Origin of the sequence: Leisingera aquaemixtae (assembly GCF_001458395.1) — a bacterium.
In the GTDB taxonomy this organism is placed as follows: domain Bacteria; phylum Pseudomonadota; class Alphaproteobacteria; order Rhodobacterales; family Rhodobacteraceae; genus Leisingera; species Leisingera aquaemixtae.
On record NZ_CYSR01000021.1, the window covers coordinates 110,407 to 129,522 of the forward strand.

General features: G+C 64.5%; 18 protein-coding genes. 15 read left to right on the top strand and 3 right to left on the bottom strand.

All coding sequences use genetic code 11. From position 1 onward, the window contains the following. The first annotated feature begins 86 nt into the window (after nucleotides 1-86). From PHA8399_RS09085 to PHA8399_RS09105, 5 genes are all read left to right on the top strand, one after another. Nucleotides 87-980 (top strand): 5-bromo-4-chloroindolyl phosphate hydrolysis family protein, encoded by an 894-nt coding sequence (locus tag PHA8399_RS09085; protein ID WP_058285835.1) that lies wholly within the window; start codon nucleotides 87-89, stop codon nucleotides 978-980. A gap of 18 nt (nucleotides 981-998) precedes the next feature. Beyond that, entirely contained in the window at nucleotides 999-2,189 is a 1,191-nt protein-coding gene (locus PHA8399_RS09090; RefSeq protein ID WP_058285836.1) for a toxic anion resistance protein, read from the top strand. Between the two features lie 53 nt (nucleotides 2,190-2,242). Continuing rightward, a complete protein-coding gene (locus PHA8399_RS09095) occupies nucleotides 2,243-3,136 on the top strand; it encodes a DUF2927 domain-containing protein (RefSeq protein ID WP_167592835.1) in 894 nt (297 codons plus the stop codon). A gap of 26 nt (nucleotides 3,137-3,162) precedes the next feature. Continuing rightward, on the top strand, nucleotides 3,163-4,350 hold the full coding sequence (locus tag PHA8399_RS09100; protein ID WP_058285837.1) for an SPFH domain-containing protein: 1,188 nt from the start codon (nucleotides 3,163-3,165) through the stop codon (nucleotides 4,348-4,350). An 88-nt stretch (nucleotides 4,351-4,438) separates the two neighbouring features. Further along, on the top strand, nucleotides 4,439-5,560 hold the full coding sequence (locus tag PHA8399_RS09105; RefSeq protein WP_058285838.1) for a TFIIB-type zinc ribbon-containing protein: 1,122 nt from the start codon (nucleotides 4,439-4,441) through the stop codon (nucleotides 5,558-5,560). Between the two features lie 104 nt (nucleotides 5,561-5,664). Here the strand turns inward: PHA8399_RS09105 and PHA8399_RS09110 are convergent, their stop codons facing one another. After that, the gene (locus tag PHA8399_RS09110; RefSeq protein ID WP_058285839.1) at nucleotides 5,665-6,084 is read right to left on the bottom strand and encodes an Hsp20/alpha crystallin family protein; all 420 of its coding nucleotides are present in this window, start codon (nucleotides 6,082-6,084) and stop codon (nucleotides 5,665-5,667) included. Nucleotides 6,085-6,214: 130 nt separating this feature from the next. Between PHA8399_RS09110 and PHA8399_RS09115 the strand changes: the two genes are divergently transcribed. The 10 genes from PHA8399_RS09115 (at nucleotide 6,215) to PHA8399_RS09160 (ending at nucleotide 16,041) form a co-directional block, all read left to right on the top strand. After that, nucleotides 6,215-6,895, top strand: coding sequence for a nitroreductase (locus PHA8399_RS09115; protein WP_145977024.1), 681 nt, complete (start codon nucleotides 6,215-6,217; stop codon nucleotides 6,893-6,895). Between the two features lie 22 nt (nucleotides 6,896-6,917). Then, entirely contained in the window at nucleotides 6,918-7,364 is a 447-nt protein-coding gene (gene dtd, locus PHA8399_RS09120) for a D-aminoacyl-tRNA deacylase (RefSeq protein ID WP_058285840.1), read from the top strand. A gap of 405 nt (nucleotides 7,365-7,769) precedes the next feature. Then, nucleotides 7,770-9,353 carry an ABC transporter substrate-binding protein gene (locus tag PHA8399_RS09125; RefSeq protein WP_058285841.1) on the top strand — a complete coding sequence of 528 codons (1,584 nt, stop codon included), beginning with the start codon at nucleotides 7,770-7,772 and terminating at the stop codon, nucleotides 9,351-9,353. Further along, complete coding sequence (locus PHA8399_RS09130) at nucleotides 9,354-10,310, top strand: ABC transporter permease (protein WP_058285842.1); 957 nt, start codon at nucleotides 9,354-9,356, stop codon at nucleotides 10,308-10,310. Then, nucleotides 10,307-11,122, top strand: a complete 816-nt coding sequence (locus PHA8399_RS09135; protein WP_058285843.1) for an ABC transporter permease — start codon at nucleotides 10,307-10,309, stop codon at nucleotides 11,120-11,122. Before PHA8399_RS09130 ends, PHA8399_RS09135 begins: the two co-directional genes overlap by 4 nt. Further along, nucleotides 11,119-12,756 (top strand): ABC transporter ATP-binding protein, encoded by a 1,638-nt coding sequence (locus PHA8399_RS09140; protein WP_058285844.1) that lies wholly within the window; start codon nucleotides 11,119-11,121, stop codon nucleotides 12,754-12,756. Before PHA8399_RS09135 ends, PHA8399_RS09140 begins: the two co-directional genes overlap by 4 nt. Nucleotides 12,757-12,970: 214 nt before the next feature. Further along, the gene (locus tag PHA8399_RS09145) at nucleotides 12,971-13,612 is read left to right on the top strand and encodes a DUF1326 domain-containing protein (protein ID WP_058285845.1); all 642 of its coding nucleotides are present in this window, start codon (nucleotides 12,971-12,973) and stop codon (nucleotides 13,610-13,612) included. Further along, entirely contained in the window at nucleotides 13,596-14,444 is an 849-nt protein-coding gene (locus tag PHA8399_RS09150) for a DUF2182 domain-containing protein (protein WP_244270183.1), read from the top strand. The genes PHA8399_RS09145 and PHA8399_RS09150 overlap by 17 nt, the downstream gene beginning before the upstream one ends. A 133-nt stretch (nucleotides 14,445-14,577) precedes the next feature. Continuing rightward, the gene (locus PHA8399_RS09155; protein ID WP_058285846.1) at nucleotides 14,578-15,414 is read left to right on the top strand and encodes an alkaline phosphatase family protein; all 837 of its coding nucleotides are present in this window, start codon (nucleotides 14,578-14,580) and stop codon (nucleotides 15,412-15,414) included. Nucleotides 15,415-15,483: 69 nt separating this feature from the next. After that, nucleotides 15,484-16,041: a DUF4453 domain-containing protein gene (locus PHA8399_RS09160; RefSeq protein WP_058285847.1), complete on the top strand. Its 558-nt coding sequence runs from the start codon at nucleotides 15,484-15,486 to the stop codon at nucleotides 16,039-16,041. A gap of 20 nt (nucleotides 16,042-16,061) precedes the next feature. Here PHA8399_RS09160 and PHA8399_RS09165 read toward each other — a convergent pair whose 3' ends face one another. Together PHA8399_RS09165 and PHA8399_RS09170 are read right to left on the bottom strand one after the other, a co-directional pair. Next, nucleotides 16,062-16,988: an alpha/beta hydrolase gene (locus PHA8399_RS09165; protein WP_058285848.1), complete on the bottom strand. Its 927-nt coding sequence runs from the start codon at nucleotides 16,986-16,988 to the stop codon at nucleotides 16,062-16,064. A gap of 120 nt (nucleotides 16,989-17,108) precedes the next feature. Continuing rightward, nucleotides 17,109-19,004 carry an acyl-CoA synthetase gene (locus PHA8399_RS09170; RefSeq protein ID WP_058285849.1) on the bottom strand — a complete coding sequence of 632 codons (1,896 nt, stop codon included), beginning with the start codon at nucleotides 19,002-19,004 and terminating at the stop codon, nucleotides 17,109-17,111. Between the last annotated feature and the right edge of the window lie 112 nt (nucleotides 19,005-19,116).

Consider the following 19,116-nt stretch of genomic DNA (forward strand, 5'->3'; position numbering starts at 1 on the left):
AGCTTGCGTGCAAAAAATTGCTTATGTCGCCCTTTTGATCCTGATGTTCGGGCTCAGCACTGGCTGGATCGTGGGGGGCTGAGCGGATGGCACAGCGCTACGGCGGCAAACACAGCCCTGGCAAAAAAACCGGGCCGCAAGGCTCCGCTCCGCAGCAGACTTACCGCAACGCGCAGGTGGATCCGGTCGGGATGCGCGCCAACGTGCTGTTTGTGCCGCCCGCCCTCCTGGCCCTGCTGTCGCTGAATGACGGCGCGGCCGGGCTGGCCTTGGGGCTGATCGGCGCGGGGCTGTGGACCGGCGGCGCCTTCCTGCTGCGCGAAGGGCTCAAGGCCGAAGCCGCCTTTGCCGCCCGCAAGGTGGCCCGCAGACCCGCCCTGCCCCGCAAGATCCTGGCAGCGCTGCTGGCAGGCGCCGGCGCGGCGCTGGCGGCGTGGAAAGGGGAACCCGGCCTGCTGAGCGCCGTCATCTATGGCACGGCGGCGGCTGGCCTGCATCTTGCGGCCTTTGGCATCGACCCGCTTCACGACAAGGGCGCGGAGGGCACCGACACCTTCCAGCGGTCCCGGGTGGCCCGCGCGGTGGATGAGGCCGAACAAAACCTTGCCGCCATGAAGGACGCCGCCCTGCGCGCCCGCGACCGCACGGTGGAGGCACGGGTGGAGCAGTTCCAGTCGGTTGCGCGCGAGCTGTTCCGCACGGTTGAGGAAGATCCCCGTGACCTGACCGCGGCGCGAAAGTACCTGACCGTCTATCTGCAGGGCGCCCGTGACGCGACGGTGAAATTCGCCGATATTTACGCCCGCAGCCAGGACGCCCAGGCCCGCGAAGGCTATTTGGCGCTGCTGGATGATCTGGAACAGAACTTTGCCGCGCGCACCCGCAAGATGCTGGTGGAGGACCGCACGGACCTGACGATTGAGATTGATGTGCTGCGCGACCGTTTGCAGCGCGAGGGGGTCCATCTGGACCGGAACTGATTAGCGAGGAAGCCGTTCATGTCTGAAGCTGTGCAACAGAAGGCCGCCCAGGCCGAGGCCCTGGTTCAAGAGGTCACCGCCATCGAACTGCCGGAACCCGTGGCGGAGGTGCAGCCGCTGGAGCAGGCCGACGCCCTCACCAGCGAAGCCATCCGGGTGCGGATGGACCGGATCGACATGGCCGATACCAATTCCATCATCCATTTCGGCTCTGCCGCGCAGGCGGAGCTGCAGACGATCAGCCAGGCGATGCTTTCGGATGTGCGGAACAAGGATGTGGGCCCCGCGGGCGACAGCTTGCGCAACATCGTGACCACCATCCGCGGCTTCTCCGTCTCCGAGCTGGACATCCGCCGCAAGCCGGCCTTCTGGGAGCGGCTTTTGGGCAGGGCCGCGCCCTTTGCCAAGTTCACCGCGCGCTATGAAACCGTGCAGGAGCAGATCGACAGGATCACGGATGACCTCCTGGGCCACGAGCACCGGCTGCTGAAGGACATCAAGTCGCTCGACCTGCTGTATGAAAAGACGCTGGGCTTCTATGACGAGCTGGCGCTTTACATCGCGGCGGGCGAGGCCAAGCTGGCGCAGCTGGACAGCGCGGATATCCCGGCCAAGGAGGCCGAGGTGCAGGCCGCCGCAGAAGGCGATAAGGTCATGAAGGCCCAGGAACTGCGCGACCTGCGCGCCGCGCGCGACGATCTGGAGCGGCGGGTGCATGACCTGAAGCTGACACGCCAGGTCACCATGCAGTCGCTGCCTTCGATCCGGCTGGTGCAGGAAAACGACAAGTCGCTGGTGACCAAGATCAACTCCACCCTGGTCAACACCGTGCCGCTGTGGGAGACCCAGCTGGCGCAGGCGCTGACCATCCGGCGCTCGGCTCAGGCGGCCGCCGCGGTGCGCGATGCCAATGACCTGACCAATGAGCTCTTGACCTCCAACGCGGCCAACTTGCGGCAGTCCAACGAGATGATCCGCCAGGAGATGGAGCGCGGCGTCTTTGACATCGAAGCGGTGAAACAGGCCAACGCGGATCTGATCGGCACCATTCAGGACAGCTTGCGGATTGCCGATGAGGGCAAGGCCAAGCGCGCCGCCGCCGAGGCCGAGCTGGTGAAGATGGAGGCCGAGCTGCGCGACACGCTGGCCGCGGCGAAGGCCCGCCGCGACGGGACCGGCGACACGGCCGGCACCGCGGTGCCGAACTGAAGGCGGTGGCAGGCCTTCAGGCATATAAGGCGGTTTGGAAAGGCGGCGCGGCGCTGGCCGGCCTGGCAGCCCTGGCGGCATGCCTGCCAGCTTCCCAGCCGGAATCGCTGGTGCCGCAGCCCCGCCCGGCGGTGCCGCAGCCTGCGGTTTACAAACCCTCCGCCGACAGCGCGCAGCTGGCCTACTATTACAACGCCCTGCAGCGCGACCTGCTGACCCGCGGCCTGCTGCGCACCGACGGCGGCGGCCCGGACACGCCCTATGACGCCGAGGATCTGGCCGACAGCTTCGAGGCGCTGGCGTTTTACGACGAATACGGCGGCTCCGGCATTTCCGGCGGCTTGGGCCGCTGGGCAGGCCCGGTGCGGATCGCGGCGGAGTTCGGCCCTTCGGTGCCGGCCGCCCGGCGCGCAGAGGACCGCGAAACCCTCAGCGCCTATGCCGCCCGGCTGGCCCGGATCACCGGCCATCCGGTCGCCACCGTGGCCGCGCGCGGCAACTTCCATGTGATCTTTGCCAGCCTCGACGACAGCGCCTTTGTCGCCGAGCGGGTGCGTGAGCTGCTGCCCTCGATCAGCGCCAGGGACCTGTCGCTGCTGGCCGCGCCACCGCGCAGCTTTTACTGCCTGGTGGTGGCGGGCGGGCCGCAGAGCGACCCTTTGTCCTACACCCGCGGGGTGGCGCTGATCCGGGCCGAGCACCCGGACCTGGTGCGCAGAAGCTGCGTGCATGAGGAAGTGGCGCAAGGGTTGGGCCTGAGGAACGACAGCCCGCGGGCGCGGCCCTCGATCTTCAACGACGATGACGAATTTGCGCTGCTGACCAGCTTTGACGAAAAACTGCTGCAGATGCTGTATGATCCAAGACTGACAACTGGGATGAGCGCCGAGGAGGCCCGCCCCATCATCCGCATTCTCGCCCGCGAGGCGATGGGCCAGGAACTGTAGGCCGCCAAAGGAAGAGGACCTGAAACATGGGTATTTTCGATTTTCTCAAAGGCGAATTCATCGATGTCATTCACTGGGTGGATGACACCCATGACACCATGGTCTGGCGGTTCGAGCGCGAGGGGCATGCGATCAAATACGGCGCCAAGCTGACGGTGCGCGAGGGCCAGGCGGCGGTGTTCGTGCATGAGGGCCAGCTGGCGGATGTGTTCACCCCCGGTCTCTACCTGCTGGAAACCAACAACATGCCGGTGATGACAACGCTGCAGCATTGGGACCATGGCTTCCAGTCGCCGTTCAAGTCGGAAATCTACTTTGTCGACACCACCCGGTTCAGCGACCTGAAGTGGGGCACCAAGAACCCGATCATCTGCCGCGACCCGGAGTTCGGCCCGGTCCGGCTGCGCGCCTATGGCACCTATACGATCAAGGTCGCCGACCCGGCCCGCTTCCTGTCGGAGATCGTCGGCACCGATGGCGAGTTCACCATGGACGAGATCTCCTATCAGATCCGCAACATCATCGTGCAGGAGTTCTCCCGCGTCATTGCCGGCTCCGGCATTCCGGTGCTGGACATGGCCGCCAACACTGCCGATCTGGGCAAGCTGGTGGCGGCGGAAATTTCCGGCACCCTGGCGGAGTACGGCCTGATGATGCCGGAACTCTACATCGAGAACATCTCGCTGCCGCCCGCGGTGGAGGAAGCGCTGGACAAGCGCACCCAGATGGGCGTGCTGGGCGATCTGGGCCGTTACACCCAGTTTTCCGCCGCCGAGGCGATGACCGCCGCGGCCAGAACCCCGAACAGCGGCATGGGCGCAGGCATGGGGATGGGCATGGGAATGGCGATGGCCCAGCAGATGGGCCAGGCCCTGCAGGGAGGCGCCCCCTCTCAGGCAGCGGGTCAGCCGGCCGGGCCATGGGGCGCACGGCCCGCACCCGCTGCGCCGCAAGCGTCTGCGCCTGCAGCGCCGCCCCCGCCGCCGGTGGAGCATGTCTGGCACATCGCGGCGGACGGTCAGACCTCCGGGCCGTTTTCCAAGGCTCGGATGGGGCGGATGGCGCAGGACGGCAGCCTGACGCGGGACACCCACGTCTGGACGCCGGGCCAGGACGGCTGGAAACGAGCGGGCGATGTGATGGAACTGGCGCAGCTGTTCACCATCCTGCCGCCGCCTCCGCCTCCGCCCCCCCCGGCCCCGCCGGCCGGCTGAGCCTTGGCTGCGGCGGCGTCCGGACCGCGATGCCGCCGCGCTCATTCCTTCTGTTGAATTTTCACCGCAGGTTTCCCTCCCCGTGACGATGCCCCCGCCGCCGCCAGCCGCCAGCGCGCCCTCTGCCCAAGAGGACAGCCACCGCTTCCCCTGCCCCAATTGCGGTTCCGATTACCGTTTCGACCCGACCGCAGGCGCGCTGATCTGCGATCACTGCGGCCACCGCGAAGAGGTGCGCAGCGGGCCGTGGAAGGGCTCCGCCCTGCGGGAGCTGGACTTCCGCACTGCCGTGGCCGAGCAGCTGCCGGAGGCAGAAATCGAAGTCACCCGCGTCTCCGTCTGCCCGAACTGCGCAGCCCAGGTCGAATTCGACCCGGACACCCACGCCAAGGAATGCCCCTTCTGCGCCACACCGGTCGTGACCGGCACCGGCGAAAACCGCCACATCAAGCCGAAGGGCGTATTGCCCTTTGCGGTCACGGAGCGCGCCGCGCACAAGGCGATGACCGATTGGCTGGGGCGGCTGTGGTTCGCACCCGGCGGGCTCAAGGACTATGCCCGCAAGGGGCGGCGGATGCAGGGGATCTATGTGCCCTATTGGACTTATGACGCCCAGACCCGCAGTTCCTATACCGGTCACCGCGGCACCGTTTACTATGTCACCGAAACCTTCCAGCGGGACGGCAAGATGCAGACCCGGCAGGTGGCCAAGGTGCGCTGGCGGCTCGCCTCCGGCCGGGTGCAACGGTTCTTTGACGATGTGCTCGTGCTGGCCTCCAAAAGCCTGCCGAAACCCTATACCGAGGCGCTGGAGCCCTGGGACCTGTCGCAGCTCGAACCCTATCAGCCGCAGTATCTGGCCGGGTTCCGCGCCGAAGCCTATGCGGTGGAGCTGGAGGCAGGTTTTGCAGAGGCAGGCCAGAAAATGGAGCGCGTCATCGAGCGCGACGTGCGGTTTGACATCGGCGGCGACCGGCAGCGCATCAGCAGCATCGACACACAAATGTCCGATGTGACCTTCAAACACATCCTGCTGCCGGTCTGGCTGGCAGCCTATAAGTACCGCGGCAAGACCTACCGCTTTGTGGTCAACGGGCAGTCGGGCCGGGTCCAGGGCGAGCGGCCCTATTCCGCGTGGAAGATTGCCATTGCGGTCATACTGGCGCTCGCCATTGCTGCGGGCATCGCCCTGCTGGCCAGCCAGCAATAAGCCCTGAACATGCGGAAGGGGGAGCTGCCTCCCCCTTCCTGACCCGGCCAATGCCTGTTCCCGGCTGCTGGCGGGAACCAAGACCGCTCCCTGTCAGCCTTCTGTCAGCCCTTACTGATCTCGATCTTGCGGGCGGTCTCTGGCTGCTCCAGCGCCTTTTTCGGCACAGAAATATGCAGCACACCGTCCTCCATCCTGGCAGAAGCCGCCTGACCGTCAGCATCTTCCGGCAGGCGGAAGGAGCGGCGGAAGGCACCATACTGGCGTTCGCTGAAATACCAGGTGTCGCCTGTTTTCTCGGACTGGGTTTTCTTCTCGCCGCGGATCGTCAGCACGCCGTTGTCCACGGTCAGCTCAACATCGCCCAAGGCAACGCCCGGAAGCTCCATCGCAATATCGTAGGCTTCCTTGCCCGAAGAGGCCTCAGTCGCGGGATTGAGCCAATCGGCGAGACGGGTTCCGAAGCTTCGGAACGGGTCATAAAGCGACGGCCAGAAACCGCCATGTTCGGTTTTTTCCACCATAGTCCAGCCTCCTTTCCTGTTACGGCCCATAGTAGCTCTGACGCTGCGGCACTGCTTTGATCCGGCGCAAGCGGGGCGCTTGCGCAAGCGGGTATCTGACGCCAATCTGGCCGTTAGCCGCCTGAAGGGACTGGACGTGACACCGGATTTGCTAAGCCTGAACACCCTGTTTGACGCCCGCCACAGCTGCCGGGCCTTCCGCCCGGAGCCGGTGCCGCGCGCCGTGATTGAAGACATTCTGCGCACCGCGCAAAAGGTGCCGTCCTGGTGCAATGCGCAGCCCTGGAAGGTGACGGTCTGCAGCGGTGCCGAAGCAGATCGCGTGCGGGCCGCCCTTCTGAAGGCGGCGGAGGGCGGCGGCCACAGCCCGGACCTGCCCTTTCCCGATGGGTACTCGGCTGAGTACCAGCAGCGGCGGCGGGACTGCGGCTGGGCGCTCTATGAGGCGGTCGGCGTGCAGAAAGGCGACCGGGCCGGGTCGGCGCGGCAGATGATGGAGAATTACCGGCTGTTCGGCGCTCCGCATTGCGCAATCCTGTCCTCCCCGGCAGAATTAGGGCCGTATGGCGCGATGGATTGCGGCGGCTTTGTTGCCGCCTTCACCCTGGCTGCCCGGGCGGCTGGGGTTGCCAGCATCCCGCAGGCGGCGGTTGCCTCCTTTGCGCCGCTGCTGCATGAACTGCTGGAGATACCGGACGACCGGATCATCCTCTGCGCCATTTCCTTTGGCTATGGCGACGGGGACCACCCGGCCAACAGCTTCCGCACCAGCCGGGCGGCGCTGGAGCACTTTGCGGACTGGCGCGGCTGAGGCAGGACAAGGACGGGCACATATGCGGGCATTGATACAGCGGGTCAGCGAGGCCTCGGTCACGGTGGATGGCGAGACCCTGGGAGAGATCGGGTCCGGCCTGCTGATCCTGGTCTGCGCCATGCAGGGCGACAGCGAGGCGCAGGCGGATCAGCTGGCGGCGAAGATCTCCAAGCTCAGGATCTTCAAGGATGAGGACGGCAAGATGAACCGCTCGGTGCTGGACACCGGCGGCAGCGCCCTGGTGGTCAGCCAGTTCACCTTGGCCGCAGACACCCGCCGCGGCAACCGGCCCGGATTTTCGGCAGCCGCCGCCCCGGCTGAGGGCGAGCGGCTGTATGAATACTTCGCCGGCCGGCTGGCCCAGCTTGGTTTGGAAACAGCCAAGGGACGGTTCGGCGCCGACATGAAAGTGCGGCTGCTGAACGACGGCCCGGTGACCATCTGGATGGACACCGAGCAGCTCTGACAGGCCCGCGCAGCCCTGCCCCGCCCGGCCCGCCTGAACCGCACTGGCGGCCGCTTGATCCAGGCGCCGGAGGCGGCGTTTTCAGGCCAGAAAGCATCGATTCTCCCCCAGTTACCGCCAACACCCGGCACCATCCCGGCCAATTCATAAAAAATCCGTCATTCTCGCGCACAAAAATTTCTTGTCGCATTCCAGATGTTTTTTTGATTTACACCCGGCATGGCAGCCAAAAACGGCACCTTGCTTGAGAAAGGCGACCTGCCTTCTACGGGCCTCACCGGCGTGTATGCCGCCTTACCAAGCGCTCCGCGAATAACGCTTGCTAGGTTGCGGCAAATGCGCAAATCTTGAACCATCAATCAAAAAACAGGTGCCTGGAGCACCGCAACCAATCGGGAGAACTCAATGAACAGACACATGCAGTATCTGGCCAGTCAGGCTGTGGCGGGCAAACTTTCGCGCCGTGACTTCCTGGGCAAGGCCGCCGCACTGGGCTTTACCGCTGTATCCGCCAACCTGCTGCTGTCCAGCGCCGCCAAGGCGGCCGGCCCGCAAAAAGGCGGCACTATCCGTCTCGGCCTGCAGGGCGGGTCCACCACCGACAGCCTGGATCCGGCGCTGGTCACCAATACCGTTGGCCTGATGGTCACCCGCCTGTGGGGGGAAACGCTGGTCGAGCTGGCAGAGGACGGCGGCATCGAAGGCAAGCTGGCCGAAAGCTATGAAGCCTCGGCCGACGCCAAGACCTGGACCTTCAAGCTGCGCTCCGGCGTGACCTATTCGAACGGCCAGAACGTGACCGCCGAAGATGTGGTCAAGACGATGGAGCGCCACAGCGGCGAAGACACCAAGTCGGGCGCCCTGGGCATCATGCGCGGCATCAAGGACGTGCGCGCGGACGGCGACAGCGTTGTCTTCGAACTGGACAGCCCGAACGCCGACCTGCCCTATCTGCTGGCCGACTACCACCTGATTATCCAGCCGGGCGGCGGCATGGACGATCCGGCAGCCGCCATCGGCACCGGCCCCTACATCATGAAGTCCTCCGACATGGGCGTGCGCTTCGTGGCCGAGAAGAACCCGAACTACTGGGGCGATCTGGGCAACGCGGACACCGTGGAAATCATCGTCATCAACGACGACACTGCCCGCGTCGCGGCGCTGCAGTCCGGCCAGGTGGATGTGATCGACCGGGTGCCGCCGCGCACCGCGAAACTGGTGGACCGTGCGCCGAACATCACCGTGCATTCGACCTCCGCGGCCGGCCATTACGTGTTCATCATGCATTGCAACACCGCGCCGTTCGACAACAACGACGTGCGCCTGGCGCTGAAATACGGCATCAACCGCCAGGAAATGGTCGACAAGATCCTGAACGGCTACGGCACCGTCGGCAACGACACCCCGATCAACGCCTCCTATCCGATGTACACCGAGCTGGAACAGCGCCAGTTTGACCCGGACAAGGCGATGCACCACCTGAAGAAGTCCGGCCACGACGGCTCGATCCTGCTGCGCACCTCGGACAACTCCTTCCCGGGCGCGCCGGACGCGTCTGCGCTGTTCCAGCAGTCGCTGGCAGGCGCCGGCATCAAGCTGGACGTCAAGCGCGAGCCGAACGACGGCTACTGGTCGGAAGTCTGGAACAACAAGCCGTTCTGCACCAGCTACTGGGGCGGCCGTCCGACACAGGACCAGATGTTCACCACCGCCTATCTGTCCACCGCGGACTGGAACGACACCCGGTTCAACAACGAGCAGTTCGACCAGATGCTAGTGGCCGCACGCGGCGAGCTGGACGTTGCCAAGCGGACGCAGATGTATGCCGACATGTCGACCATCCTGCGCGACGAAGGCGGCCTGATCTGCCCGATGTTCAACGACTTCGTCGAGGCGACCACCGACAAGGTCGACGGCTTTGTCGAAGGCATCCCGGGCCAGGTTCTGATGAACGGCTATGCAGCCAGCAAGCTGTGGGTCAAAGCCTAAATGTCCCCGGTTGTAAAACTTTTGGCTCAGCGCATCGCGCTGAGCCTCCTGCTTCTTTTGCTCATCTCAGTGGTGATCTTTGCCGGCACGATGGTGCTGCCCGGCGATGTCGCCCAGTCGATTCTGGGCCAGTCGGCAACCCCGGAAGCGCTCGCCAACCTGCGGGCAGAGCTGGGTGTCAACGATCCGCCCGTGCAGCGCTATTTCGCCTGGCTGTTCGGTGCCATCCAAGGCGACCTGGGAACTGCGCTCACCAGCGGCCAGGATATTTCCGAAGCCCTCGCCAGCCGCTTCTGGAACACGCTGTTCCTCGCATTCTGGGCTGCCGTGGTGGCGGTGCCGCTGGCCATCTTTCTGGGCCTGGTCGCCGTCCGCTTCAAGGACCGCTGGCCCGACAAACTGATCTCCGGCGTAACCCTCGCCTCGATCTCCATCCCCGAATTTCTGATCGGCTACGTGCTGATGTATCTCGTCGCAGTGAAGCTGCGATGGTTCCCGTCGGTGGCGATGATCAACGACAACATGAATCTGTTCGAAAAGCTCAACGCGATCGCCCTGCCCATCGCCGTGCTCACCCTGGTTGTGCTGGCGCATATGATGCGGATGACGCGGGCCGCGATCCTGAACGTGATGCAGTCGGCTTATATTGAAACAGCCGAGCTGAAGGGCCTCAACGCCTTTCAGGTGATCTACCGCCATGCTTTCCCGAACGCCATTGCCCCGATCGTCAACGTGGTGATGCTGAACCTCGCCTATCTGGTGGTCGGCGTTGTGGTGATCGAGGTGGTGTTCGTCTACCCCGGCATGGGCCAGTATCTGGTTGACCATGTGTCCAAGCGGGACGTCCCTGTGGTGCAGGCCTGCGGCCTGATCTTTGCCGCCGTCTATATCGGTTTGAACATGATCGCTGACATCGTCGCCATTCTGAGCAACCCGCGCCTGAGGCACCCGAAATGAAGAATATCCCCATTTCCGCACTCATCGGGCTGTTCTTCACGGCCCTGTACTTTCTCGGCGCGATCTTTGCGCCGCTGCTGGCCCCCTATGGGGTGGGTGAAGTGGTTGGCGACGTCTGGGAACCCGCCAGCTCCGACTTTCTCCTGGGCACCGACAACATCGGCCGGGATCTGCTGACCCGGATGATCTACGGCGGCCAAACCACGATCTTCATCGCCACCGCTGCGACCTTGCTGTCTTTTACGACCGGATCCATTCTGGGCTTCATCGCCGCCGAGGCCGGCGGCTGGCTGGATCAGGCGATGTCGCGGTTTGTCGACCTGATCATGTCGATCCCGACGCTGATCTTTGCCCTCGTCGTGCTGTCGGTCATGCCGGTGACCATCCCGATCCTGATCGTGGTGATGGGTCTGCTGGACTCGACCCGGGTCTACCGGCTGGCGCGGGCGGTTGCGGTCGATATCGAGGTGATGGACTACGTCGAGGCCGCGCGCCTGCGCGGCGAGAAAACCTCCTGGATCATCTTCCGTGAAATCCTGCCCAACGCGCTGTCGCCGCTGGTGGCCGAGATGGGGCTGCGGTTCATCTTTGCGGTGCTGTTCGTCTCCACCCTGTCCTTCCTGGGCCTGGGTGTGCAGCCGCCGGCAGCCGACTGGGGCGGCATCGTGAAGGAAAACAAGGACGGCATTGTCTACGGCATTCCCGCGGCCCTGATCCCAGCCTTTGCCATCGCCACCCTGGCGATCTCGGTCAACCTGGTGGCTGACTGGGTGCTGAACCGGACCACATCGCTGAAAGGAGGCCGCGGATGAGCGATACCCTGTTGAAAGTCCGCGACCTGAAAATCGGCGCGACCATCTATCCGCCGGGCGAAAAGCCCCGTGATATCGAGATCGTGCACGGGGTCAGCTTTGACCTCGCGCCCGGCAAGGTGCTGGGGCTGATCGGGGAATCCGGTGCCGGCAAATCGACCATCGGCCTGGCCTCCATGGCCTATGGCCGCGGCGGTGTGAAGATCACCGGCGGCGAAGTCTGGGTCAACGGCCGCGACGTCCTCAAGTCCAAGCTTGGCGACATCCGCAAGCTGCGCGGCGGCGAGGTCACCTATGTGTCGCAATCCGCGGCAGCCTCCTTCAACCCGGCCAAGAAAATCATGGAGCAGGTGGTCGAGGCCGCGGTGGAGCAGAAGAAGTTCTCCCGCAAGGAGGCCGAGGCGCGGGCACGGACCCTGTTTGCCAAGCTGGGCCTGCCGGATCCGGAGAACATCGGCGAGCGCTACCCCCACCAGGTGTCGGGCGGCCAGCTGCAGCGCTGCATGACCGCGCTGGCACTGTGCCCGGAGCCGGATCTGGTGGTGTTCGACGAGCCGACAACCGCGCTCGACGTGACCACCCAGATCGACGTGCTGATGGCGATCAAGGAAGCGATCCGCGACACTGGCGTTGCCGCGCTCTACATCACCCACGATCTGGCAGTCGTGGCGCAGGTCAGCGACGACATCATGGTGCTGAAGATGGGCAACACGGTCGAATACGGCCCTGTCGACCAGATCATCAACAACCCGCAGGAGGAGTACACCCAGGCGCTGGTCTCGGTGCGCTCCATCGAGCATGAGGAAAAGGCCCCCACCGCGGAGCCGGTGCTGAGCGTGCGCAACATCACCGCGCGCTACAAGGGCACCCAGTTCGACGTGCTGCACAATGTGAACGTCGATCTGTACCCCGGCCAGACCCTGGCGGTGGTGGGCGAGTCCGGCTCCGGAAAGTCCACCCTCGCCCGCGTGATCACCGGCCTTCTGCCGCCGCGCGAGGGTGAGATCGAATTTGCCGGCCGCACCCTCTCGCCCGACCTCAAGGGCCGCAGCCGCGAAGACCTGCGCGAGCTGCAGATGATCTACCAGATGGCGGACGTGGCGATGAACCCGCGCCAGACCGTCGGCACCATCATCGGCCGCCCGCTGGAGTTTTACTTCGGCATGCGGGGCAAGGAGAAGCGCAAGCGGATCATTGAGCTGCTGGACGAGATCGAGCTGGGCGAGAAGTTCATGGACCGCTATCCGGCAGAGCTGTCCGGCGGCCAGAAGCAGCGTGTCTGCATCGCCCGCTCGCTGGCGGCCAAGCCCAAGATGATCATCTGCGACGAGGTCACCTCGGCGCTGGACCCCTTGGTGGCGGACGGCATCCTGAAGCTGCTGCTGGAGCTGCAGAAGATCGAGGATGTCGCCTATCTGTTCATCACCCACGATCTGGCGACTGTGCGGGCCATCTCCGACAACATCGCGGTGATGTATCAGGGCAAGGTGCAGCGCTACGGCAGCAAGTCCAAGGTGCTGAGCCCGCCGTTTGACGATTACACCGATCTGCTGCTCAGCTCCGTTCCGGAAATGAAGCTCGGCTGGCTGGAAGAGGTGATCGCCCACCGCAAGATGGAAAGCGCCGGCAACTGATTCCACCGCTGGATGCAAAGCCCCTGCCCCGCTGCGGGCGGGGGCTATTTCTTTTTTCCGGTCTTTCTGTTTTGTGGTACTTTGACGCCACTGGGAGAGTGCGGCGATACCAGCCGCAAGCAAGAATATCTGACCGAGCGCAGTTGAGTTCCCGCAGGCCGGCCCCGAAACCTCCGGGCAGTTTTGCTTTTCACGCAGAACAGGAGGGAATGTCATGACGGATTGGGCCATTCACGGACAGGAAATCGGCAACTGCAACTGCAATCCCGGGTGCCCCTGCCAGTTTTCCCAGCTGCCCACGGACGGCACTTGCGAGGCTTTGCTGACCTACCGCATCGACAAGGGGCATTACGGCAGCGTCAAGCTGGACGGCCTGTATGCTGCGGTTCTCTATAAATGGCCGGGCCCGGTGCATGAGGGCAACGGCCAGATGCAGATGATTATCGACGAACGCGCAACGGACGAGCAGCGCGCAGCGCTGGAAGCGATCATGACAGGCAAAGACACCGACGAGTTTGCCACCATGTTCTCGGTGTTCAGCCTGATGAGCCCGACCCGGCACGAGACGCTGAGCGCGAAAATTTCGCTGGACTATGACGCGGAGAGCGGCACCGGCACCGCAACAGTGGGCAACTATGCAGAAACCAAGGTGCAGCCGATCCCGAACATTGTCTCCGGTGATCCGCATTTCATCAGCATCGCGCTGCCGAACGGGTTTGAGTTTTCCAAGGCCACAATGGCATGCGGCACCACCCAAACCCGCAATGCAGCCATCACCTTGGAAAAGAACAGCGGAACCCACGCCCATATCGCCGAGTTGCACCTGACCGGCAGAGGCGTTGAGCGCGCGGCCTGAGAACGCCGTGCCGCGGGCGCAGCACAGCACGGGGCCCGCGGAATGGCTGGCGCGCCGTGGCGAAGCCGTGGTGCTGGGCGCCGCGGCCATCGTTGTTGCGCTCAGCGCGGCCTATACGGTGCTTGGCGCGGGCATGGAAATGACCGCGGTCGAAATGACCCGGATGGCCGGCCCCATCGGCGAACCGATGCAGATGGGACCCGGCACCGCCTGGACGGCGGGCTATGCCGGTCTGATCTTTCTGATGTGGTGGCTGATGATGATCGCCATGATGACCCCCGGCGCGGCCCCTGTCCTGCTGCTGTTCACCGCCCTCAAGAAAGCCGGCTCAAGCCCCGCCCGGGCGCCGCTGCTCAGCCTTTTGTTCCTGAGCGGCTACCTGCTGGCCTGGGCGGTCTTTTCACTCGCCGCCACCGCTGTGCAGTGGGGGCTGGAAACCGCTGGCCTGTCAAACGGGCCTATGATGTCGCTCAGCAGCCGTGCCCTTGCGGGGGCGCTGCTGCTGGCGGCGGGCGCCTATCAGTTCACCCCCTGCAAGCACGCCTGCCTCTCCCACTGCCGGACGCCGGTTCAATTTCTGACCGCGCACCACCGCACAGGCATGGCTGGTGCTGTACTGATGGGCGCCCACCATGGCGCATACTGCCTGGGCTGCTGCTGGGCGCTGATGCTGCTGCTGTTTGCGGGCGGGGTCATGAACCTGTACTGGATCGCCGGTATTGCGCTCTACGTGCTGGCCGAAAAGCATCTGGCGCGCGCCCGGCTGTTCGCTCCGGCCGCTGGCCTCCTGCTGATGCTTGCCGGCGCCAGCCTGATGGCCACCGCGTTCTGAGCCGCGGCAGGCCTGCCCTCCCCCAACATGGTGCCGGTTTCAGACCATCCCTTCGCTTTTTGAATGGCGTTTCAGGAAACTGACATCAAAATGGGGCACCGAAGCCACTGCAAGGCAAAGAGGGATTCGGGCCATGGACACAAAACTTCTGCTCATCATTCTGGACGGCGTGCCCTGGCGCAACTTCCGCCGCCTGTTCGGCAACCTGGAAGGCTGGGTGGACAGCGGCGACGCCCGCGTGTGGAAGCTGCGCAGCGTGCTGCCGTCGATTTCCGCCAGCTGCTATGCTTCGATCCACACCGGCGTGGCGCCCGCCGTTCATGGCTGCACCGGCAATGCCAATGTGTTCCGGCTGAAGGAAAAGGACGTGTTCAGCCAGGTCCGCGCGGCAGGCGGCGTGACCGGCGCCGTGGCGCACAGCTTCTGGTCGTCCTTCTTCAACCGCCATCCGTTCGACTGCGTGCGCGACATCGAATATGACGAACCGGAAAGCAAGACCATCAGCCACGGCCGGTTCCACACCATGACCGGTTACGGCAAGGACAATCAGATGACCCCGTCAGATGTGGACCTGTTCGGCACGCTGACCAATCTCTGCCTGCGCTTCGGCCTCGACTACGGGATGCTGCACACCTGCACGCTGGACAGCATGGGCCACCGCTATTTCCACGACTGCCAGGAGATGGACCACGCCTGTTTCGTGATGGATGAGATGCTGGCCCCCTTCATCACCCGCTGGCGCGATCTGGGCTATGAGGTGATTGTCACCGCCGACCACGGCCAGGACGAGCGCGGCCACCACGGCGGCCGCAGCCCGCTGCAGCAGGAAACCGCGCTCTATTACTTTGGCGAGGCCGACGGCCCCGACCACAGTGACGTCATCGACCAGCGCCAGCTGGCCCCCACGATCCTGAAACTGCTGGGCGCTCCCATCGCCGGCACCATGAAGGCAGAGCCGTTCCTGAGGTAACGTGATTGCGGCGGCCCGTGTGCTATTATGGCCCTCAGCCGCCGTTCTCATTTGCCGGAAAGGACTGCCATGAAATCCCTTGCTGCCGCCTTCTGCCTGTTTGCCGCGCCGGTTCTGGCCGGCGATACCTGCCACGACCTCTGGTTCACCCGGAACGCGGTGATCGACCGGGCCGGCTACTGCTTCGACTCGCCGCTGGGCCAGGCCGTGTTTGACAACCGGGGCTGCCTTGGCAAGTCCGTCTCGCTGCCGCCGCAGGACGAAAGGCTGGTGGCACAGGTCAAGCAGATGGAGGCCCGCATCGGCTGCCGGGTGAACAACAAGCAGACCTACCTGAACCTGCAAGACCTCCATCTGCGCTACCAGCTGTGGGACCTGCCGGTGCATGATGAGTTCGAAGGCGCCTGCCTGGGCTGGCTGGGGCCGGCGATGGGCCTTCGGGCCGGGCACCGGCCGGATGCCCCGCTGGTCGGGCGGATCAATCCCGGCGACTACGTCAAGTTTTCTCATATCCCGGTGGGCAGCTGGACCTATGTCACCACCTCCGGCCCGGACTGGCAGGTGATCAGCGGCGGCTGGCTGGATAGGTCGCAGTCTGAAGAGCGGTGCCAGGAGTTTGCCGGTTAGATTTTGCCGGCTAGGCGTTCTTAATCATCATAGGCCCAGATGCCCTGCCCCAGCGCCTCGATGGCAACCGAGATCCGCTCAAAGCTGTCACGGGCGCGGCTGACGCTGTGGCGGGCACGCAGATAGCCGTGGATCAGACCCGGCTCGTTGATCCAATGCGCCTTGCCGCCGTCGCCGATGATGCGGTCCCGGTAATCGCGCGAGTCGTCGCGGACCGGATCGCAATCGGCTGTCACCAGAACCGTCGGCGGCAGGCCGGAAAAATCGCTGTCCTGAAGCGGTGCAAACAGCGGATCGCTCTTGGGCGCTGCGCGGTCCGTGCGGATGTTCATGTAATACAGCACATCCTCGCGGGTCAGCATCGGCGCCTGGGCGTGTTCGATGTAGGAGCCCTGGTCCGTATCACCGCCAAAGACGCCGTAGATCAGCACCTGCCCCAGCAGCGCATCGGTCCGGCCCCGGGCGTGGTGCGCCACCGCAGCGCAGATGTTCGCCCCGGCACTGTCGCCCGCCAGTACAACCCCCTTGCCATAGGTCTTTTCGACCCAGTTCAGCACCGTCCAGGCGTCTTCGAACGCGGCGGGGTGCTTGTGCTCCGGGGCCAGCCGGTAATCCACCGCCACCACCCTGTAGCCGGTCTGGGCACAGAGCTCGGCGCAGATGTCGTCGTGGCTGTCCAGCCCCCCCACGACAAAACCGCCGCCGTGGCAGAACAGCACCGTGCGGGTGGGGTCGCCCGCGGTATAGATCCGCACGGGCACGCCGCCAGCCCGGGCGTCCTTGAAGGTGACGAAGTCCGGACGCGGCGCACGGAACTCCCGGGCCATGCAGTCATAGATGCGGCGCTGCTCGTCTATGGACATGTCCGTGGCGTCATCGGGATAGAGCTCGCCGGTCTTCTGGATGAAATCCCAGGTCTCCTCGTCGATCAGCCGTTCGTAGTCCATCTGCGAGCCTCCCTGCACGCCGCGTTTTCCCGAGCCTAGGCAGAGATTCCCGCAAAGGGAATGCCTGAATGAAAAAGCGCCCCTGAGGGCGCCCTTTGATGTTGCATCAGATGACAGCGGTCACGCTGCCGCGGCAGGCTCCCACGGCCGGGTGAAGCTGTTCAGAACACCGTTGATATCCGCATCCGAGCTGCCGTTGGCGGCGACCTGCGCCACCAGCCCGCGCTTCTTGTCATCAATCACGCTGACTACCCGCGCCGCGATCCCGGCCTGTTCCAGAGCGCCGTTGTAGACACGGGTGATCGCCAGTTTGCGCAGATCAGGCTTGAACACCTTGCCCACCGCAGTTTTCGGCAGCTCATCCAGCACCGTCAGATGCTTGGGGATCGCCGCGCGCTCATGCACGTGGATCTTGCAGTATTCCAGCAGCTCCTGCTCGCTGACCGAAGCGCCATCGACCAGTTCGACAAAGGCGCAGGGCAGCTCTCCGGAGTGGGCGTCCGGCTGGCCGATCGCGCCTGCAAAGGCCACCGCGGAATGCCCCAGGAGCGCTTCCTCGATCTCAGCCGGGTCGATGTTGTGGCCGCCGCGGATGATCAGATCCTTGGCGCGGCCGGTGATCCACAGGTAGCCATCCTCGTCGATGCGGCCCAGATCGCCGGTGCGCAGGAATTTGTCCTGATAGTAGAGATCGACGTTCTTGTCGGCTTCGGTATAGGTGCTGCCGGCAAAAACCCCGGGGTTGGACACGCAGATCTCGCCCACCTCGTCCACCCCGCATTCCAGCGGGCCGCCGTTGGTCTGTTTGACGATCCGCACGTCCGTATAAGGGAACGGAATGCCGACAGAGCCGACCTTCTTCTCGCCGCCGGGCGGGTTGCAGGACACCAGGCAGGTGGCCTCGGTCAGGCCATAGCCCTCGACAATGGTGACGCCGGAGGCGCTTTCGAACCGCTTGAACAGCTCCATCGGCATCGGGGCGGAGCCGGAAAACGCCGTCTTGACGGTCGAGATATCCGCATCCACCGGCCGCTGCATCAGCGCCGACACCGCGGTGGGCACGGTGATGACAAAGGTGATCTTCCAGCGCTCGATCAGCTTCCAGAAATTGTCGAACACCCCCTCGCCGCGGTAGCCCTGCGGCGTCGGGAACACCACATGCGCGCCAGAGGCCACCGCCGCCATCATGATCACATGCACAGCAAAGACATGGAACAGCGGCAGCGGGCAGATGATGTTGTCTTCCTCGGTGAAAAGCAGGGTGCTGCCCAGCCAGCCGTTATAGACCAGGCCCGAATACTTGTGCTGCGCCACCTTGGGCATGCCCGTGGTTCCGCCGGTGTGGAAATAGCAGGCCACCCGGTCGCCGGTGCTGTCCGCGAAGGCCAGCGTCTTGGGGTGTTTCGCCATCTCCTTGGCAAAGCTCATGTAATCGGCATGCGCGGCCTTGGCCTGGTTATCCAGCTTGGGCCGTACCAGCGGGACGATCCAAGATTTCGGCGGTGTCAGATAGCGGTTCAGATCCACCTCCAGCACCGTGTTCACCCCCGGCGCGTGGCGCACCGCCTCGGCCACTTTCTGCGCCACGTCGGTCTTGGGGAAAGGCCGCAGGGTTACCACCACCTTGGCCTTTGTCTCGCGCAGGATCGAGGCGATCTGCTCCGGCTCCAGCAGCGGGTTGATCGGGTTCACGATCCCCGCCACCGCGCCGCCCAGCATGGTCACCAGCGTCTCGTTGCAGTTGGGCAGCACATAGGCCACCACGTCCTTCTCACCGATACCCAGCGCGCGGAACATGTTGGCTGCCTGGCTCACCTGCTCCTTCAGCGTGCGCCAGGTCAGGGTTTCCGCCTTGTCCTTGGGGCCAGAAAAGATCTGATAGCTGACCGCATTGCTGTCCGGATACTTGTCCGCCGTGCGCGACAGCAGCCCATACAGCGTGGCTGGCAAATCCCGCGCCTCGTACGGCATTTCGTTCTGCAGCGCGTTACGGTCCGTAATCCCGCTAAAACCCATTCGTCTCCTCCCCGTACCCCCGGTGTCTCGGGGTGTGTTCTCGTTCGCCACAGACTATTGGAAACACGCATTTGCGCAAGCTCCGGCACGGGGTCACGTCAAGGCAGGTTGC

What these genes read in the sequence shown, in the direction of transcription:
- PHA8399_RS09085 (WP_058285835.1), top strand. Translation starts at nt 87, where the DNA reads ATGGCACAGCGCTACGGCGGCAAACACAGCCCTGGCAAAAAAACCGGG.
- PHA8399_RS09090 (WP_058285836.1), top strand. Translation starts at nt 999, where the DNA reads ATGTCTGAAGCTGTGCAACAGAAGGCCGCCCAGGCCGAGGCCCTGGTT.
- PHA8399_RS09100 (WP_058285837.1), top strand. Translation starts at nt 3,163, where the DNA reads ATGGGTATTTTCGATTTTCTCAAAGGCGAATTCATCGATGTCATTCAC.
- PHA8399_RS09105 (WP_058285838.1), top strand. Translation starts at nt 4,439, where the DNA reads ATGCCCCCGCCGCCGCCAGCCGCCAGCGCGCCCTCTGCCCAAGAGGAC.
- PHA8399_RS09110 (WP_058285839.1), bottom strand. Translation starts at nt 6,084, where the DNA reads ATGGTGGAAAAAACCGAACATGGCGGTTTCTGGCCGTCGCTTTATGAC.
- dtd (WP_058285840.1), top strand. Translation starts at nt 6,918, where the DNA reads ATGCGGGCATTGATACAGCGGGTCAGCGAGGCCTCGGTCACGGTGGAT.
- PHA8399_RS09125 (WP_058285841.1), top strand. Translation starts at nt 7,770, where the DNA reads ATGAACAGACACATGCAGTATCTGGCCAGTCAGGCTGTGGCGGGCAAA.
- PHA8399_RS09130 (WP_058285842.1), top strand. Translation starts at nt 9,354, where the DNA reads ATGTCCCCGGTTGTAAAACTTTTGGCTCAGCGCATCGCGCTGAGCCTC.
- PHA8399_RS09135 (WP_058285843.1), top strand. Translation starts at nt 10,307, where the DNA reads ATGAAGAATATCCCCATTTCCGCACTCATCGGGCTGTTCTTCACGGCC.
- PHA8399_RS09140 (WP_058285844.1), top strand. Translation starts at nt 11,119, where the DNA reads ATGAGCGATACCCTGTTGAAAGTCCGCGACCTGAAAATCGGCGCGACC.
- PHA8399_RS09145 (WP_058285845.1), top strand. Translation starts at nt 12,971, where the DNA reads ATGACGGATTGGGCCATTCACGGACAGGAAATCGGCAACTGCAACTGC.
- PHA8399_RS09155 (WP_058285846.1), top strand. Translation starts at nt 14,578, where the DNA reads ATGGACACAAAACTTCTGCTCATCATTCTGGACGGCGTGCCCTGGCGC.
- PHA8399_RS09160 (WP_058285847.1), top strand. Translation starts at nt 15,484, where the DNA reads ATGAAATCCCTTGCTGCCGCCTTCTGCCTGTTTGCCGCGCCGGTTCTG.
- PHA8399_RS09165 (WP_058285848.1), bottom strand. Translation starts at nt 16,988, where the DNA reads ATGGACTACGAACGGCTGATCGACGAGGAGACCTGGGATTTCATCCAG.
- PHA8399_RS09170 (WP_058285849.1), bottom strand. Translation starts at nt 19,004, where the DNA reads ATGGGTTTTAGCGGGATTACGGACCGTAACGCGCTGCAGAACGAAATG.